The organism is Kitasatospora sp. NPDC054768, from assembly GCF_053612025.1.
This window is the reverse complement of the sequence record NZ_JBSHBN010000087.1, coordinates 22444-39133: the sequence shown is the minus strand read 5'-3', so window position 1 is coordinate 39133 and position 16690 is coordinate 22444. Positions and strand designations below refer to the sequence as shown.

General features: G+C 74.6%; 18 protein-coding genes and 1 pseudogene. 9 read left to right on the top strand and 10 right to left on the bottom strand.

Features of this window, described 5'->3' with window-relative positions:
* The 4 genes and pseudogenes from ACWGKU_RS24395 to ACWGKU_RS24380 all read right to left on the bottom strand — a co-directional run.
* Positions 1-340, bottom strand: a pseudogene (locus ACWGKU_RS24395) (hypothetical protein); the annotation flags it as partial.
* Positions 337-603, bottom strand: a complete 267-nt coding sequence (locus ACWGKU_RS24390) for an acyl carrier protein (RefSeq protein ID WP_452177669.1) — start codon at positions 601-603, stop codon at positions 337-339. The pseudogene ACWGKU_RS24395 and the gene ACWGKU_RS24390, both read right to left, overlap by 4 nt.
* A complete protein-coding gene (locus tag ACWGKU_RS24385; RefSeq protein ID WP_380553714.1) occupies positions 600-875 on the bottom strand; it encodes a phosphopantetheine-binding protein in 276 nt (91 codons plus the stop codon). The genes ACWGKU_RS24390 and ACWGKU_RS24385 overlap by 4 nt, the downstream gene beginning before the upstream one ends.
* Before the next feature lie 80 nt (positions 876-955).
* Positions 956-2395: a class I adenylate-forming enzyme family protein gene (locus tag ACWGKU_RS24380; protein WP_452177668.1), complete on the bottom strand. Its 1440-nt coding sequence runs from the start codon at positions 2393-2395 to the stop codon at positions 956-958.
* A 179-nt stretch (positions 2396-2574) separates the two neighbouring features.
* On the opposite strand from ACWGKU_RS24380, the gene ACWGKU_RS24375 reads away from it, so the two are divergent.
* The 4 genes from ACWGKU_RS24375 to ACWGKU_RS24360 all read left to right on the top strand — a co-directional run bounded on the left by ACWGKU_RS24375 (position 2575) and on the right by ACWGKU_RS24360 (position 6806).
* Entirely contained in the window at positions 2575-3675 is a 1101-nt protein-coding gene (locus tag ACWGKU_RS24375) for an alpha-hydroxy acid oxidase (RefSeq protein ID WP_452177667.1), read from the top strand.
* Between the two features lie 97 nt (positions 3676-3772).
* Positions 3773-4549, top strand: coding sequence for a class I SAM-dependent methyltransferase (locus ACWGKU_RS24370; RefSeq protein WP_401048692.1), 777 nt, complete (start codon positions 3773-3775; stop codon positions 4547-4549).
* 26 nt (positions 4550-4575) lie between these two features.
* A complete protein-coding gene (locus tag ACWGKU_RS24365) occupies positions 4576-5511 on the top strand; it encodes an alpha/beta hydrolase (protein ID WP_401048693.1) in 936 nt (311 codons plus the stop codon).
* Positions 5508-6806, top strand: a complete 1299-nt coding sequence (locus ACWGKU_RS24360) for an aminotransferase-like domain-containing protein (protein ID WP_452177666.1) — start codon at positions 5508-5510, stop codon at positions 6804-6806. Before ACWGKU_RS24365 ends, ACWGKU_RS24360 begins: the two co-directional genes overlap by 4 nt.
* Before the next feature lie 88 nt (positions 6807-6894).
* Here the strand turns inward: ACWGKU_RS24360 and ACWGKU_RS24355 are convergent, their stop codons facing one another.
* From ACWGKU_RS24355 to ACWGKU_RS24340, 4 genes are all read right to left on the bottom strand, one after another.
* On the bottom strand, positions 6895-7659 hold the full coding sequence (locus ACWGKU_RS24355) for an ABC transporter permease (protein WP_452177665.1): 765 nt from the start codon (positions 7657-7659) through the stop codon (positions 6895-6897).
* A gap of 40 nt (positions 7660-7699) precedes the next feature.
* Positions 7700-8674, bottom strand: coding sequence for an ATP-binding cassette domain-containing protein (locus ACWGKU_RS24350; protein ID WP_401055667.1), 975 nt, complete (start codon positions 8672-8674; stop codon positions 7700-7702).
* A gap of 239 nt (positions 8675-8913) precedes the next feature.
* A complete protein-coding gene (locus ACWGKU_RS24345; protein WP_452177664.1) occupies positions 8914-10059 on the bottom strand; it encodes a glycosyltransferase in 1146 nt (381 codons plus the stop codon).
* A complete protein-coding gene (locus ACWGKU_RS24340) occupies positions 10056-10319 on the bottom strand; it encodes a hypothetical protein (protein ID WP_380544725.1) in 264 nt (87 codons plus the stop codon). Before ACWGKU_RS24340 ends, ACWGKU_RS24345 begins: the two co-directional genes overlap by 4 nt.
* 179 nt (positions 10320-10498) lie before the next feature.
* Here ACWGKU_RS24340 and ACWGKU_RS24335 point away from each other — a divergent pair, with 179 nt between their 5' ends.
* From ACWGKU_RS24335 to ACWGKU_RS24315, 5 genes are all read left to right on the top strand, one after another.
* Positions 10499-11431, top strand: a complete 933-nt coding sequence (locus ACWGKU_RS24335) for a 3-oxoacyl-[acyl-carrier-protein] synthase III C-terminal domain-containing protein (protein ID WP_401048544.1) — start codon at positions 10499-10501, stop codon at positions 11429-11431.
* Between the two features lie 138 nt (positions 11432-11569).
* Positions 11570-11860, top strand: a complete 291-nt coding sequence (locus ACWGKU_RS24330) for a phosphopantetheine-binding protein (RefSeq protein ID WP_049653836.1) — start codon at positions 11570-11572, stop codon at positions 11858-11860.
* A 4-nt stretch (positions 11861-11864) separates the two neighbouring features.
* The gene (locus ACWGKU_RS24325; RefSeq protein ID WP_452177663.1) at positions 11865-12650 is read left to right on the top strand and encodes a hypothetical protein; all 786 of its coding nucleotides are present in this window, start codon (positions 11865-11867) and stop codon (positions 12648-12650) included.
* On the top strand, positions 12647-13324 hold the full coding sequence (locus ACWGKU_RS24320) for a 4'-phosphopantetheinyl transferase family protein (RefSeq protein ID WP_401048548.1): 678 nt from the start codon (positions 12647-12649) through the stop codon (positions 13322-13324). Before ACWGKU_RS24325 ends, ACWGKU_RS24320 begins: the two co-directional genes overlap by 4 nt.
* A 270-nt stretch (positions 13325-13594) precedes the next feature.
* The gene (locus ACWGKU_RS24315; protein ID WP_452177662.1) at positions 13595-15262 is read left to right on the top strand and encodes a condensation domain-containing protein; all 1668 of its coding nucleotides are present in this window, start codon (positions 13595-13597) and stop codon (positions 15260-15262) included.
* A gap of 29 nt (positions 15263-15291) precedes the next feature.
* On the opposite strand, the gene ACWGKU_RS24310 is transcribed toward ACWGKU_RS24315, so the two are convergent.
* Together ACWGKU_RS24310 and ACWGKU_RS24305 are read right to left on the bottom strand one after the other, a co-directional pair.
* Positions 15292-16053, bottom strand: a complete 762-nt coding sequence (locus tag ACWGKU_RS24310; RefSeq protein WP_452177661.1) for a hypothetical protein — start codon at positions 16051-16053, stop codon at positions 15292-15294.
* Positions 16050-16649: an RNA polymerase sigma factor gene (locus ACWGKU_RS24305; RefSeq protein WP_359902517.1), complete on the bottom strand. Its 600-nt coding sequence runs from the start codon at positions 16647-16649 to the stop codon at positions 16050-16052. The genes ACWGKU_RS24310 and ACWGKU_RS24305 overlap by 4 nt, the downstream gene beginning before the upstream one ends.
* Positions 16650-16690: the final 41 nt, after the last annotated feature.

Here is a 16690-nt window from a genome sequence, read left to right as displayed (position 1 = left end):
GCTCGTCGCTGTGCAGCGCGAGCAGCACGGGCAGTCCGGCGCCCTCGGCGGCGGTCATCCCGGCCTGCCCGCAGGCCTGGCCGATCGCGTCGAGCACGGCCCTGGCCAGCGGAAAGGTGCAGGCCAGCGGCACGGTGGCGGGGAACAGCGCGGCCCGGGTGGTGCGGCGGGAGCTCACATCGAAGCGGGTGACCGGGCCGAACAGGGACTTGCCGTGGGTGGCGGCCTCGGCGAGCGGGGCGAGTCCGCGCCCGGCGGCGCTGAGCACCCCGACACCGGTGACCACCGGGTGGCCGGCCGTCCGGCCCGGTGGTCCGGTGCCCGTCCCGGCGGCGATCACGGCCGTGCGCCCGCGCGGTCGGCGAGGACGGCCTCGCGCAGCAGTTCGGCGGCGTCGTCGACGGTGCGCACCGCGCCGAAACGGTCGTCGTCCAGGTCCAGTTGGAGCCCGTACCGCTGCTCGAACTCGGCGACGATCCAGGTGAGTTCGAGCGACCCGAGGTCCTCTGGCACGGCGTCGACGGCGCGCTGCCCGAACGCCGCCAGCATGGTGAGGACCTCGGTCCGGTCCGGCAGGGCGTCGGGGAGCGGGGAGCCGGTCACGCGGCGCTGCCGGAGGCGGCGGCGAGGGCGTCGACCCGGCGGGTGACGTCGGCGGTGAACTCGTCCAGCGTCATCAGCGCGGTGGTCTCCATCTCGTCCAGGTCGAACTTGATCCCGAACTCGTCCTCGACCTGCACCGACAGGTCGGCGAGGGCGAGCGATTCGAGGTCCAGTCCGGCCGGGCCGAGGTCGGTGTCCCCGGTGACCTCGGAGACGTCGTACTGCATCTCGGCGAGTGCCGCCAGGACGAAGGCGCGGATGCGGTCCTGCATGGTGGTGGGCTCCTTGTCGGGGTGGTGGTGCGAAGGGTTCGGGGTGCGGCCGGGTGCGGCCGGCCCGGTGGCGGGCGGGGTCAGCCTGCGGCGGGCCGGCCGGCGGCCGCGCGCTCGCGCAGGGCGGCCGGGTCGCGCAGCAGCTTTCCGGTGGCGGTGCGGGGGAGCCGGTCCAGCCCGGCGAGCCGGCGCGGCCGCTTGTAGGCGGCCAGCCGGCGGGCCAGCCCGTCCTGGACGGAGGCGAGGTCGGTCCCGGATTCGGTGGCCAGGTAGGCCTCGATCGCGCCGCCGTCGAAGACCACGACGGCCTCGCGGACCTCGGGCAGCGCGGCGAGCGTCTGCTCGACCTCGGTGAGGTCGACCTTCAGGCCGCCGATCGAGACCTGGGAGTCCAGTCGGCCGAGCACGGTGACCAGGCCGTCGGCGGTCAGCTCGGCGGCGTCCCGGGTGTGCAGCCAGCCGTCCGACCAGCGGGTCGGATCGTCCAGTCCGGGGTACGGGGAGGCCGCCGCGCCGATCTGCAACTCGCCCTTCACCAGGCGCAGTTCCATGCCGTGCACGGGTTGCTTGGCGGGGTGGAGCGTGCCGGAGAGGTCGGTGGCGATCACCCCGGTCTCGGTCATGCCGTACATGGTGCCGAGCGGGACGCCGTAGCGTTCGGTGAACAGCGCGGGCAGTCCCGGGCGGACGAGCTCGCCCGCCACGACCATCCGCCGCAGCCGGGGCAGCGGCGGGGGAGCGACCGTCCCCGCCAGCAGCTCGGCGTGGAAGGGCACCCCGATCACGGTCGTCGGCCGGTCGCTCGCGGCGACCTCGGCGAGGATGCCCGCCGCCGTCATCCGCTCCGGCACGGTGAGCGCGACCCGGGCATGCAGGCTGTTGAGCAGCCCGCCGACCAGGCCGAGAACGTGCACCACCGAGGAGAGCAGGACGACCCGCTCGCCCTCGCCGGGGAACTCCACCAGCCTTCGGTAACAGTCGAGTTCGCGTAGTAGATCGGCCGCCGTGCGGGCGATGACCTTGGCCGGACCGGTGGATCCGGAGCTGAGCTGGATCAACGCGTGCCCGGTGCGGGCCGGGCGTCCGTCCGTCAACGGGACGGCCACCGGCTCGACTTCGGAGAAGCCGCGCAGGGCCGCCGCGGACCGATGGGCGGAGCCTACCAGCACCTGCGGGGCCAGCCGCGCCACCGCCGCGTCGATCTCGTGGTCGGTCAACCGGTGGTCGAGCAGTGCGACTTGGGCGCCGAGACGCCAGCATGCCAGCAGCACCGTGACGAACGCCACCGAGGGCGGCAGTCGCAGCGCCGCCGTCCCGCCGGGGCCGAGTCCGGCGGCCGCCAGTCGGTCGGACTGCTTCTCGACCAGGGCGCGCAGGGCGTCCCGGTCGAGCGGTGCGCCGAGGCGCAGGCACTCCTCGGTGCCGGGGCCGGCCAGCAGCAGCCGGTCGACCCAGGAGTCCGGGGCGTCGGAGTGCGGCAGGAAGGCAGCCGGAAGTACGGAGGGGGAAAAGCCGGTCAACGCGGCTCCACACAAGTGAGGGGATTTGACATGAACGCCGTTAACAAGTCAGAACGGCCAATTCCGTGGCCAGACCATGGCACAGACGTTTGGTCAAATCAAGGTCTATACCAATGTGGTCGTTGCTCCTACGCTGCCCAACCAGGACCGGCCCGCGCGTGGCCGTCCTGGAACGAGGAATGCCCGTGAGAGTTCTCACGTCGGCCGGGATCGAGCGCGCGGCGCGCGACCGACTCCCAACGGAAATCTGGGATTTCATCGAAGGCGGCAGCGATGCGGAACGCACCCTGGCGGCCAACCGGGAGATGTTCGGACGCCATGCGCTGCGTCCGCGCACGCTGGTCGACGTCTCCGCCTGCGACCCGGCACTGACCCTGCTCGGCGCACCGCTGCGCCTCCCGCTCGGGATCGCCCCGATGGCCTACCACCGGCTGGTCGACCCGGAGGGCGAGACCGCCACCGCGCGCGCCGCCGGCCGGGCCGGAGCCCTGCTGGTCGCCGCGATGTTCGCCAGCCGCACCCTGGAGGAGATCGCCGCGGCCGCCACCGGCCCGCTCTGGCTCCAGCTGTACTGGCTGCGCGAACGCGCCGCCCTCGCCGCCCTGGTGGAGCGCGCCGAGGCGGCCGGCTACCGCGCACTGGTGCTGACCGTGGACGCCCCCAGGATCGGCCGTCGGCTGCGCGACCTGCGCAACGGCTTCGCCGTCCCGCCCACCGTCCGGGCGGTCAACCTGGACCGGTCCCTGATGTCCGCCAGTCACCGCGCCGCCGGCGGCAGTTCGGGCATCGCCGAGCACGCCCGTGAGCAGTTCGACCCCACCCTGAGCTGGACCGATCTGGCCTGGCTGCGCGAACGCACCCGGCTGCCGCTGGTCCTCAAGGGCGTCCTCACCGCCGAGGACGCCCGGCTGGCCGTCGAGCACGGCGTCGACGCCCTCCTGGTCTCCAACCACGGCGGACGCCAACTCGACGGGGCGATACCGGCCCTGGCGGCACTCCCGGACGTGGTCGAGGCGGTGCCCGCCGACCTACCCGTGCTGTTCGACGGCGGCGTGCGCAGCGGCACCGACCTCGCGATCGCCCTCGCCCTCGGCGCCCGCGCCGTGCTGATCGGCCGCCCCGCGCTCTGGGGCCTGGCCGCCGACGGCGAGGCCGGGGTGCACCGGGTGCTCGACCTGCTGCGCGAGGAACTGGAGCACACCATGGCCCTGTTGGGCCGCCCCCGGCTCGCCGACCTGGACCGCACGGTCCTCGCCCCCTGGCCCTGCCCGGCCGGCTGACGCCGCACCCGCGCGGTCGTTCATCCGCCTCGCACCCGCGCGGCCCTTGAACCGCGCCGCCCCCGAACCGCGTTCTTCCCACCAGGAGGTCCGACACATGACCGAGCAGAGCGAGCGATTCCCGGGCTGGGACTGGGACGACCCGGACGGGCTGGCCCCCCGACTGGACGCCTTCAGCGAACAGGTCGCCACCTGCGAGAAGCTCGAAGCGCATCCGGGCGGGCTGCCGCGCGACCACGCGGGCCTGCGCGAACTCGGCATCACCGGAATCGAGTTCGCCGCCTTCCGGACCGCCCACCCCCAGGGGCTCGGCACCGACCTCGCCACCCTGCGCAGCCCCGACACCGCCACCGAGCCCGGCACCCTCTACCGGGTCGACGGCGACCGCTGGTTCACCCGGCTCGACATCGCCGAACCGCTGCCCTTCGCGGACGCCAGCGTCGACTGGGTGTACGCCGAGCACCTGATCGAGCACGTCACCATGCCCGTCGCCGTCGGCTGGCTGCGCGAGGCCCGCCGGGTGCTGCGCCCCGGCGGCGTCCTGCGCCTGACCACCCCCGACCTCGCCCGCTACCTGGTCGGCTACGCCACCGGCGACGGCTTCCTCGCCAAGCACCGGCGCCGGCTGACCACTCTCGGCTTCGGCCCGCCGATGCCCGCGCGTCCGGCCTTCCTGGTGAACCAGATCTTCCGGCACTTCGGGCACCAGTGGATCTACGACCTGGACGAACTGCGGCATGTCCTCACCCGGGCCGGCTTCGACCCCGGGAGGATTCGCCCGTGCGCCTACCGGCAGGGCACCCGGCCGGACGTCGCCGACCTCGACACGGCCTTCCGCACCGACGAGACCGTCTACGTCGAGGCAGACCGCTGAGCCCTCCGCACCGAATGGATCCGCCCATGCCCCTGCACCCCCAGGCCGAAGCGCTGCGCACCAGGCGCGCCGGCAGCGGTGCCCCGCCGCTCTACACCCTCAGCCTCGCCGAGGCCCGTGCCGCCGACCTCGCGGACATCCGCGCGGCGGCCGGCACACCCGAACCGGTCGCCGCCGTCGAGGAGTACCGCATCCCCGGTCCCGGCGGCGAACTCGCGCTGCGGCTCTACCGCCCCGAGCCGCCCGGCCGCCGGCTGCCCACCCTGCTCTACCTGTTCGGCGGCGGCTGGACGCTCGGCTCGCCCGACACCAGCGACGCGATCTGCCGCCGGCTCACCAACGCCGTCGGCTGCGTCACCGCCTCCGTCGGCTACCGGCTCGCCCCCGAACACCCCTTTCCCGCGGCGCTGCACGACTGCCGCGCCGCACTGCTGCAACTCGTCGAAAGGGCGGCGGAGTTCGGCATCGACCCGGACCGGATCGCGGTCGGTGGGGACAGCGCCGGCGGCAACCTCACCGCCGCGCTCACCCTGCTGCTGCGCGCCGAGGGCGGCCCCGCCCTGCGCCACCAACTGCTGGTCTACCCCAACACCGACCACGGCGCCGACACCCCCTCGCTGCGCGCCCACGACGACCCGGCACTGTTCAACCGCCGCTCGGTGGCCTGGTACTGGGGCCACTACCTGGCCGACGAGGGCGACGGCGCCAGCCCGTACGCCTCCCCGCTGCGCGCCGCCACCCTGGCCGGCCTGCCGCCCGCGACCGTCCTGACGGCCGAGTACGACCCGCTGCGGGACGAGGGCGAGCAGTACGCCGAGGCGCTGCGCGCCGCCGGGGTCCCGGTGGACCTGCGCCGCTACCAGGGCATGCCGCACGGCTTCTTCGCCATGACCGGCACCCTGGACGCCGCCGCCGAGGCCCAGGACTTCGCGGCCGAGCGCCTCCGGGAGGCGCTGCGATGACGATCCCGTTGAGCGACCTGCACGCCTCCCTGGCCGATCCGCTGCTGGACGCGATGACCTTCCTCAACGAGGTCACCACCCGCTACCCGGAGGCGGTCTCCTTCGCCCCCGGCCGCCCCTACGAGGGCTTCTTCGAGCCCCAGGACGTCCCGGCGTACCTGGAGACCTACCTCGCCCACCTGGCCGACCGCGGCCTGGACCGGGACGCGGCGCGCACCGCGCTGTTCCAGTACGGTCCGACCAAGGGCATCATCAACGAGCTGATCGCCCGCACGCTGGCCCACGACGAGGGCCTGACCGTCGACCCCGCGGCCGTGGTGGTCACGGTCGGCGCCCAGGAGGGCATGCTGCTGACGCTGCGCGCCCTGTGCGCCGGCCCGGACGACGTCCTGCTGGTCAGTTCGCCCTGCTACGTCGGCGTCACCGGCGCCGCCCGGCTGCTCGACCTGACCGTCCGCCCCGTCCCCGAGGGCCCGGACGGCGGCCCCGACCCGGCGGCGCTCCGGGAGGCCGCCCGCGCGGTGCGGGCCGAGGGACGCCGTCCGCGCGCCTTCTACGTCGTCCCGGACTTCGCCAACCCCTCCGGCACCAGCATGCCGGTCCCGGCCCGCGCCGGGCTGCTGGAGGCGGCGGCCGAGGAGGGCGTGCTCGTCGTCGAGGACAACCCGTACGGCTTCTTCTCCCGCACCCCGGGGCTGCGGCCCACCCTCAAGGCGCTGGACCGCCGCCGCCAGGTCGTCCACCTGGGCTCCTTCGCCAAGACCTGCTTCCCCGGGGCCCGCCTGGGCTACGTGGTCGCCGACCAGGAGGTGACCGGCCCCGACGGCCGGCGCAGCCTCCTCGCGGACGAGCTGGCCAAGCTGAAGAGCATGACGACGGTCAACACCCCGGCGCTCAGCCAGGCCGTCATCGGCGGCATGCTGCTGACCCACGACTGCCGCCTGCGGGCCGCCAACGCCCGCGCCACGGCCCACTACGCGGCCGGCCTGGACACCCTGCTGCGGGAGCTGGACCGGCACTTCCCGGCCTCCGTGCGGAACCGGCTGGGCATCTCCTGGACCCGGCCGGACGGCGGCTTCTTCGCGGTGCTGACGGTGCCGTTCGTCGCCGACGAGGCCGCCATGGAGCGCTGCGCCCGCGAGCACGGGGTGCTCTGGACACCGATGGCGCCGTTCTACCCGGCGGGCGGTGGCGAGCAGCGGCTGCGGCTGTCCGTCAGCTCGCTGACGCAGGCGCAGATCATCGACGGCGTGGCCAGGCTGGCGGCCTTCGTGGCGGCCTTCGTGGCGGACTGAGAGCCCGCGCGGACCGGCGGGGGCGCGGAACGACGAACGAGGGAGGGGCCCGGCTCACCACGAGCCGGGCCCCTCCGCCGTTCGTCGGTCAGCGCACCCGGGTGGAGAACAGCCGGGCCGACCAGTACACCGCCAGGACGGTCATCACGACCACCACCAGCAGTCCCTGCCACACCGCGCTGTCCCCGGCGTGCCCGGAGAACAGCGCGCGCATGCCCTCCACGGCCCAGTAGAAGGGGTTCCACCTGGCCGCCTGCTGCAGCCACCCGGGCGCCAGGGTGAGCGGCAGCAGCACGCCCGACAGCAGCGCGATCGGCTGCGCGATGGTGTTGACCACCGGCGACATCGCCGCGTCGGTCGGCACCATCAGCGCGATGCCGTAGGAGATCGCCGAGGTCATCAGCGCCAGCAGGCCCAGCAGCAGGTAGGCGAGCAGCAGGTTCAGCGGGTTCACCCGCAGCCCGAACGGCAGCGCGATCAGGGTGATCAGAACGGCCTGCACCAGCAGCGCCACCATCTCCCGCAGCGCCCGTCCCAGCAGCAGCGCCAGCCGGCTCACCGGGGTCACCCGGGAGCGCTCGATGATGCCGGCCCTGAGCTCGCCGAGCAGGCTGAAGCCGGTGAACAGTCCGCCGAAGATGCACAGCACCGCCAACAGGCCCGGCACGTACACCTGGTAGGCGTCGGCGTAGCTGCCGGCGCCCTGCGGGGCGAGCACCTTCTTCAGCAGCGGGGCGAACAGCAGGAGGTAGAACACGGGCTGGATGATGCCGACGGCGATCCAGATCGGGGTGCGGATCATGAGCAGCAGCTGGCGCTGGAAGACCAGCCAGGTGTCGCGGGCGAGCTTCACGGTCTCCCCAGGGAGGTGTGCGGGTCCGGGCGGTACGGGGTCAGGACTGCTGCAGCGAGCGGCCGGTGCGGGCCAGGAACACGTCGTCCAGGCTGGGCCGTTGGAGCTGCACGGTGCCGGGCGTCACGCCCGCCGCCTCCAGGGCGCGCAGCAGCCGGGGAATGGCGGCGGCGCCGTCCTCCAGGTACAGCCGCAGCCCCTCGTCGCCGTTCTGCTCCAGCCGGTGCAGGTACGGCTGCGGGCGCAGCACCTCGGCGGCCCGCTCGAAGGCGGCCTCCGCGGCGTCCAGTCCGACCAGGACGACGTCGCCGGAGATCTCGCGCTTGAGCGCCTCGGGGGTGCCCTCGGCCACGACCTGACCGTGGTCGACGATGGCGACCCGGTCGCAGAGCGCGTCGGCCTCGTCCAGGTAGTGGGTGGTGACGACCACCGTCATGCCCTCGGTGCGCAGCCGGCGGATCTCCTCCCAGACGTGCGCCCGGCTGGCCGGGTCCAGTCCGACCGTGGGCTCGTCCAGGAACAGCACCCGGGGCTGGTGGATCACCCCGAGCGCGATGTCCACCCGGCGGCGCTGGCCGCCGGAGTAGGTGGCGCACGGGCGGTCGCCGAACTCGGCCAGGTCGAAGGCCTTGAGCGCGTCCGCGGCGGCCTGGACGGCCTGGGCCTTGGCCGCGCCGTACATCCGGGCCTGGAGGACCAGCTCCTCGCGGCCGCTGACGTGGTCGGTGGTGCCGCCGCCCTGGGCGACGTAGCCGATCCGGCGGCGGACCCCGGCGGGGTCGGTGAACAGGTCGGCCCCGGCGATGGTGGCCCGTCCGCCGTCCGGGCGGATCAGGGTGGCCAGCATGCGCAGGGTGGTGGTCTTCCCCGCGCCGTTGGGGCCGAGGAAGCCGTAGATCTCGCCGGCGGCGACCGACAGGTCGATGCCGCGGACGGCGTCGACGGTGGGGTTCTCGCCGCTGCGGCGGGAGGTCTTCTTGCGGTAGGACTTGCGCAGTCCCGCGGTCTCGATCAACCGGAACTCCCGTGCGGGGATGGGCTGCCACGGCACCTGGAAAGGCGGGGCCCGGCACCTGCGGAGGGCGGTGCCGCTGCGACACCCTAGGGCGAACCCCGCCCCGGAAACAATGGCCTAGACCAATGGACGTACCCTCGGCCGGTCTGCTAAGGGGCGGCGTTTCCGGGCCGGGGCGGGGCGGTTCCGGGGGTGGATCGGGGCGGTCCGGGGGTGGGACGAGCCCGGTCCGGGCCCGCTCAGCCGAGCGCCTCCAGCCGGTCCGCCGCGGCCACCGCACCGCCCCCGGCGAGCAGTCGGCTCCCGACCTGAACCGCCCGCTCCCGGTGGGCCGTGGAGTCCAGGACGGCCCGCAGCGCGTCCGCCAGCCGCACCGAGGTGACGCGCGCGAACGGCACCCGCAGCCCCGCGCCCGCCGCCGCCACCTGGCCGGCCACGATCGGCTGGTCGTGCCGGATCGGTGCGGTGACCAGCGGCAGTCCGTGCGCCAGGGCCTCGCCCACGGTGTTCATCCCGCCGTGGCAGAGCACCGCGTCCAGCTCGCCGCGCGCCATCAGCTCCAGCACCGGCGCCCGCCCCACCGCGACGGCCCGGGAGGGGAGTTCGGGCAGCAGCTCGCTCGGCGCGGCGAACACCGGCTGCACCTCGTCACCGCACAGCTCCAGCGCCCGGACGGACCGGGCGAGGAAGTCCGCGCCCAGCTCGCCGGCCAGGGTCCCCATGGTGACCAGCACCCGGCGCCGGCCGGGCTGCAGCCGCTCCCACGGGAAGTCCGGATCGTGCGGCCGCGCCGGGATCACCGGCCCGACGAGCGCGTGCTCCGGCGGCGGGGTCGAGCCGGTCAGGGCCGGACCGGTGGTCGCCAGGACCAGGGCGGGGGAGAAGCGCGGGTCCAGGTACTCCTCCGCGGGCAGCCCGGCGCGTTCCCACAGCCCCCGCAGCAGCCCGGTCATCCAGGCCTCGACCTGCGGCAACGCCCGGTAGGGGCGCCCCAGTTCCATCGCCCCGGGCGCGAAGGACGCCCACGGCAGACCGTACCGGTGTGCGACCAGCGCGCCCGCCGGAGTGTGCTGGTCGGCCAGCAGCACATCCGGCCGCCACTCCCGTACGACGGCGTCCAGCGGCTTCAGCGTGAACCTGGTGTACGGGACGATGAAGCCCTCCCAGAGCGAGCGCAACGCGGCCAGCCCGTGTCCGCCCTGGGCCCGGAACGCCCGGGTGCCGGTGCCGAGCACCCGGGCCTGCGGGCCGAGCAGCGGGCGCAGCACCGATTCGGTGCCGGTCCAGGCGACCTGGTGGCCGCGTGCGGTCAACTCGGCGGCGATGCCGGCGGCCGGGTTGACGTGGCCGGTCAACGGCGGCATCACCAGGAGGAACCGGGTCATCGTGCGCCCTCCTCGGGGAGCAGTCGCTGGACGTCGGCGACGGTCAGGGCCTCCAGGGCGGCCAGGTCGAGCCCTGCGCGCAGCGCGGCCAGGTCGGCCTGCGGGCCGAAGCGCCCGCGCAGCCGATCGGCCAGTTCGGCGAGTTCGTCCTCGTCCAGCAGCAGGTCGCCGTCCAGCCGGGCGTCCGGGGTGACGTGACGCGCCCAGCCGGGCGGCGCACCGGCCACCTCGACCAGCAGGGCCACCAGATCCTGGTTCAACGGGGCTCCGGGGTAGGGGGGTTCAGGGTTCGACATGAGAGATCTCCCACCTGCTCGACGGCACGGGGGTGAACGCGGCCGCGCCGGGGGGAAGTTGACCGGCTTCCCGGGGAGCGGCGGCGACGGAGGGGGCCCGAGATCACTTGTGCGACCCGGCGGGCGTCGGAATACTAGCCCGGGTGACCGCACTGGAGGCAGTGGCCGTCCACCTCCCCCCGCACGCCGTTCCCATCGAGGCTGTGGGCGAGCTCATCGGCCTGACCCCACGTCAACTCCGTCTCTTCCGCCGCTTCCACGGCCTGGACCAGCTGCGTCTGGATCCGACCGGGACGCTGCCCGACCTGCTCGACGCCGCCCTGGACAACCTGCCGGAGCTGCGTGGACGCGAACCCGACATCCGCTTCGTGATCCACGCCCGCAGCATGCCGGTGGCGGTGCCCCATCCGCTCAACCCGCTGCACGACCTGCTCGAAGCCCGTGGACTGGCGCACGCCAACGCCTTCACGGTGACCCACCACGCCTGCGCGGTGGGCCTGCTGGCCATCGACCTGGCCGGCAGGCTGCTCGCGGACGAACCCGACCCGGCGGCGCTCGCCCTGGTGCTGACCGGCGAGAAGACCTTCACCAGGGACGCCCAGGTGGTGCCCGAGACCGGTATCTTCGCCGAGGGCGCGGCCGCCTGCCTGGTCAGCGCCGGTGGCGAGCGCCACCGGATGCTCTCCTTCGTGGTGCGCCAGCGCCCGGAGTTCGACGGCCGGCTGGCCGAGGACCCGGACCTGCTCGCCCGCTACCAGCGCGAGTACCCGAACGTGATGGTGGAGGCGATCGAGGCCGCCCTGGACCAGGCCGGTCTGGACCTCTCCGACCTGGCCGCGATCCTGCCGCACAACGTCAACCAGGCGTCCTGGCGGATGATCGCGCGCCGGATCGGCTATCCGGTCGAGAAAGTCGTGCTGGACAACGTGCGGTCGGTCGGGCACAGTTTCGCCTCGGACAGCCTCATCAATCTCCACACCGCCACCACGCGGGGGCTGCTCCGCCGCGGCGACCACTACCTGATCGCCGCCGCCGGTGTCGGAGCGACCTTCTCCGCGATGGCGATGCGGTACTGACGGTCCGCCGGCCACCGATGCCGCCGAATCCGCCGGCCGCCGTCCGCACGGTGACGCCGGATTCCCACACCACCCAGAGCCCCGGGGCGCCTGCAAGCCCCGGAGCACACATCCCACGTACGACGGGACGGGACACCCATGTCAGAAGCCGCGGTCCAGACCACCGACCCCGAACTGCGCGAGCGGATCCTGCACGGCATCGGCGAGCTCCTGCCGCGCGTCCTCAAGCGCGAACTGCCCGAGATCCCGCAGGACGCCTGCCTCTTCGACGACCTCGGCCTCACCTCGGCCGGCACCATCGAGCTGATCCTGGAGCTGGAGGAGTCGCTCGACATCCAGGTGGACGTCGAGCAGATCACCGAGGACGACCTGCGGTCGGTCACCAGGCTGGCCGACTACGTCGCCGGGCACGTCATCCCCGAGGACTGACCGGGTGGCCCCCGGTCCCACCGGTCTGCGGATCACCCGGGCGCTGGCCCGCCGGTTCGACGGCCGCTCGGAGACCTCGCTCGACCCGGACCTGCGGGTCTTCGTCTCCGACCTCGTCCGCCCCTACGGCCTGCCGCTGCGCGAGGACCTGCTCGGCGAGGGCGTCGGCCACTCCTACGAGGAACTGGCCGCCGGAGTGCTCCGCGAGGCGCTCGCCGAGGACGAGCCGGCCGACCTGCTGATCCTGGCCTTCGACACCCCGGACGTGCGGCCCGGCGCGCCGTCCTCGCTGGCGCTCAGCCGGTCCGTCCCGGGCGGCCCGCTCGCCTTCGCGGTCTGCGACCAGGGCGGCGCGGCGGCCTTCACCGCACTGCGGCTGGCCGCCGGCCACCAGCGCACCGGCGGCTGCCGCCGGGCCGTGGTGGTGCTGGCCGAACAGACCGCGCTGCACTACGAGCCGCCCGGACCGGTGCCGCTGCCGGAGCGGCACGCGGTGGTGGTGCTGGTCTGCGAGGAGGCCCCCGGCGAGGGCCTGGCCGTCCGGCAGACCAGGGGTGCGACCTCCCCGGCCGAGTCGGTCCGGGCCGCGGCCGGGGAACTCGGGCCCGAGGCGGCACTGCTGCTCGGCCCCGGCTTCGGCCCGCCGGAGCCCCCGCCGACGCAGCCGTTCACCGGACTCTGGGCGGAGCTGGCCGAACACCTCCCGCAGTGGCGGGCGGCCGGCCGGCCCGCGCTGCTGGCCGGGTTCGACCGCCGGCTCGGCGTGCTGAGCACGCTGACCCTGCCGTGACGGCGATCGATCTCTGGCTGATCGACACACGTCAACCGGCCGCTCCGGCCGGGGAGCTGTGGCAGCTGCTCGACCAGGGCGAGCGCGCCCGGGCGTCCGGGATGGACCCCGGGGCGCGCGAGCGTTTCACCGTGGTGCGCGGCGCCGTCCGGCAGCTGGTCGCCGCCCGGCTCGGCGTGCACCCGGCCGACGTGGTCTGGCGGTACGGGCCGAACGGCAAGCCCGAGCCGGCGGGGGACGGCGGGCTGCGGGTCAGCTGGTCGGCCTCGGACGCCGTCGCGGTGCTGGCCCTCGCCGAGGGGCGGGCGGTCGGTGTCGACGTCGAACGGCTCCACGACCCGCGGACGGCCGAGCGGATGGCCGCCCGCTGGTTCCCGGTCGAGGAGGCGTGGTTCGTCGCCGAGCCCGCGGAACCGGCCGAGCGGGCGGCGCGGTTCACCGCGCTGTGGTGCCGCCGGGAGGCCTGCGTCAAGGCGTACGGCGGGCGCGTCGTGCAGTCCTTCGGCGTGCCCGTCGCCGGTCCGTCGCCGGTGCTGGTGGCCGACCCGGGCGCGCTCGGCGCCGGCCCGGCCCGGCTCTGCGACGTCCCCGTCGCGGAACCGTTCCGGGCTGCCGTCGCCGCCCTCGGGGAATCGTCAATACATGTCAACTCGCATGAGTGGCACGGGAATTGACGAAACGCTCGATCAGGTCAGGTTTGGTCTGGACCAGCTGACGAGGGCGCTGGTAGCGTCCCGGTCACACCCCCTGCCGAGCCCTCCCCGGCCCTCCCCGGCAAGCCGAAAGGCGTGTACGACGTGGCACCGCACGACGCTCCACCGCAGGACCCGACGTCACTCGGCGCTCCACCGCACGACCCGACGCTACTCGGCGCGACACCGCACGACCCGGCGTCACTCGGCGCGACACCGTGCGGCGCGAATCCGGCCACCAGGCGGGTCACCGTGCGGTACGCCGCCGAGAGCAGCGGCTCCGGACCGCTCACCCGCGGCCAGGACAACATGATCCGCTGCATCCGGGCCAGTGCCCCCGAGGCGATCAACAAGGAGTCCGTCTGGCCGGTGCCCGACGGCACCTCGGTCCCCTCCGGGCTGGTCGCCCTCCGCCGGCTGGTCGAGCGGCACGAGTCGTTGCGGACCTCCTTTCCCGCGGGCCCCGGTCCGGACGGATTCCCGGACCGCCAGGTGGTGCACCGGCAGGGCCGGTTCGCCGTCTCCGTGGTCGAGGCCGGCTGCCGATCGGACGCCGAACTGAACGCGATGGCCGAGGAGTTGGGCCGGGTCGATGTCACCGTTCCGGTCGGCCCCGACCTGCCGCCGAGGATCCGGTTCACGCTGATCGCCGCGGGCGAGCGACTGCTGCGGCTGGTCGCCGTGGTCTGCCACGCGGGCGCCGACGGCGCCGCCACCGCCGTGCTGATCGAGGACTGGTGCGCCCTCGCCGCCGGGAAGGAGCTGCCGCCGGTCACCGCGCCGACCCCGCTGGGGATCGCCGTGGCGGAGCAGGGCGCCCAGGGCCGCCGCAGGTCGGCGGCCGCCCTGCGGCACTGGGCCCGGATCCTGACCGCCGGTCCGGTGGGCGTCTTCTCCGACGCGCGGATCAGCGGCCCGCCCCGCGACCACAGCGCCCTGCTGGTCCGCTCGCGCACCGCCGCCGACGACCTCGCCGCGGTCTGCCGGCGCACCGGCGCCAGCCCCTCGGTCGTCCTGCTCGCCGCCTTCGCCGCGCTGGTCGCCCACCGCGCGGGCCGCTCCGAGCTGGTGTTCTCGGCGCTGTCGGCCAACCGTCAGCGCGCCGCCCTGATCGACCACGTCGGCACCCTCGCGCAGGACGCGCTGATCCTGCTCGACGCCGGCGCGGCCGACCTCGACCAGCTGATCGGCCGCGCCAAGTCGGCCTCGCTGAGCGCCTACTGGCACAGCACCCTGGACGCCGAGAAGGTCTGGCAGCTGGTGGACGACGCGGCCCATGTGCGCGGCGCCCGGTTCGCCCGCCAGGTGGTCGTCAATGATCTGAGTCTCACCATCCCGGCCTCCGTCGCCGCCGTCCAGCCGCCCCCGGCCGCCGATCCCGAGCTCACCGTGCTGCCCGCCCCGCTGCTGCCGGTCCGGCTGATGCTCACCGTCCTGCGGATCACCGGCAGCCTGGACTTCGCCCTGATCGCCTGCCCCCAGGTGCTCGACCCCGAGGAGGCCGAGAGCTTCGCCCGGGCGCTGCCGGCCGTGCTCGCGGCCGCCGCCGAGGGCCCGGTGCTGCTGGCCGACCTGCCCGCGGCGCTCGGTCCGCCGGGGGCCGGCCGGGGCGGTGAATGGAGGCTGGTCGACGGCTCCTGGATCGATCTCGCGGCCGTCCGCGAACTCCTGGACGCCGCGCTCGGGGACCACCGGCTCTCGGTGAGCGAGGGAACGCTGGTGGCCGAGGTGGCCGCCGTCGACCCCTCGTTCGGCCCCGCCGAGGCCCACCGCGCCGTGGTCGCCGCCCTGGCCGGGCGCGACACCGCGATGGCACCGCACCGGTACGTCGTCCGGCACACCTCGCCGGCGGGGGAGCGGACCGAGACCGGGAGCGGGCGCGACCGGGCCGTCGTCGCCCGGCTGTCGGCGCTCACCTGAACGGATGATCACGGCAGCCCGCGGGACACTCACTCCCACGGGGTGCCGTGATCGTCCCCGGCTCCCCACGGAAGGTCCGTCCAGGAGCAGCCGGAGGTCGCCCCCGAGGTGAGCCCCCACGGGCTCGGCACCTCCTCCTCGTCCCCGTCCTGCACCGGCAGCCGGTCGATCACCGCGACCAGCGCCGGCGGCAGCTGCGGGGCGAGCCCCCAGTGCACCCGCGACAGGATGTCCCGCCGTACGTCGTCCGGCAGCAGCGGCCGGTTCATCCGCAACACCCGCGGCCCGGGCGGTCGTTCGACCGTCGCCAGCTGGTCCGACCAGGCCCGCCAGTAGTCGGCGTCGTCCGTCTCGCCGAGCATCAGGTGGTGCAGGTGCAGGCAGTAGGCGGCCGTCCCGCTGCCCGAGCCCGCCGCGAAGCGCCACCAGAACTCGGCGCCCTCCTCCTTGCCGGTGGCGTACAGCAGCGCGCCGAACACCTCGGCCCCCTCCGGCTCGATCCGGCGCGCGTTCACCAGCAGGTCGAGTCCGCGCGAGGCGTCCGGCGCGCCCAGCACCAGGGCCACCACCAGGCCGAGTTCGAACGCCGCCTGCTCGTGCTCCGACGGCAGGTGGGCGGGCGCGGCGGTGAGCCTGGCCCGGCGCAGCGCCGCGACCCGCTCCGCATGGGCGCGTTCGGGCCGGGGAACGCGGAACACCGTCCGGCCGCCGTCCGCCGGTTCCGCACCGGCCGGGCCGCCGTCCGCCGGTTCCGCACCGGCCGGGGCGCCCTCCTCCGGTCTCCCCGTCACAGCTCGCCCTCGTCGTCCGGGAGTTCGCCCACCCCGAGCCGGCGGGCCAGCCGTTCCCGGGCGTGCCGGAGGTTGGAGTGCACCGTCGCCACCGGCCGCCCCAGGTACGCCGCGATCACCTTGACGTGCAGGCCGAGCAGGTACCGCAGGATCACCACGTCCCGCTGCCGGTCCGGCAGTTCGAGGATCGCCGCGTACAGCCGCACCTCGTCGGCCTCACTGTGCAGCAGCCCCTTCGCCACCTGCTTGAAGGCCCCGATCACCGCCGCGAAGGTGACCGCCTCCACCTCCACCGGCTCCTCGGCGGCCACCCAGTCCGACACGTGCCGGTTGGCCAACCGCCAGGCGTAGGCGGCCGGTTCCTCGAACCGCAGGACCTGCGGCCAGCAGCGGGCCAGGTCGGACTTCACCGCCCCGACGACCAGCTCCGCGTCGGACCGGTTGCCTATCCGGGTCAACGCGAGCGCGTGCCAGGCGGGTTCGTGCGTCTCGCAGAAGGCGGCGTAGGCGAGGCCCAGGCGGAGTTCGGGGTCGGACCGGGGAGCGCGGTCGGAGCCGGCCGCCGGCGCCGTCTCCGCTCCGTGAATGTGCGCCACGGCCGTTCCGCCCCGGAACCTGCGCGCCGGGGCACCCCTGT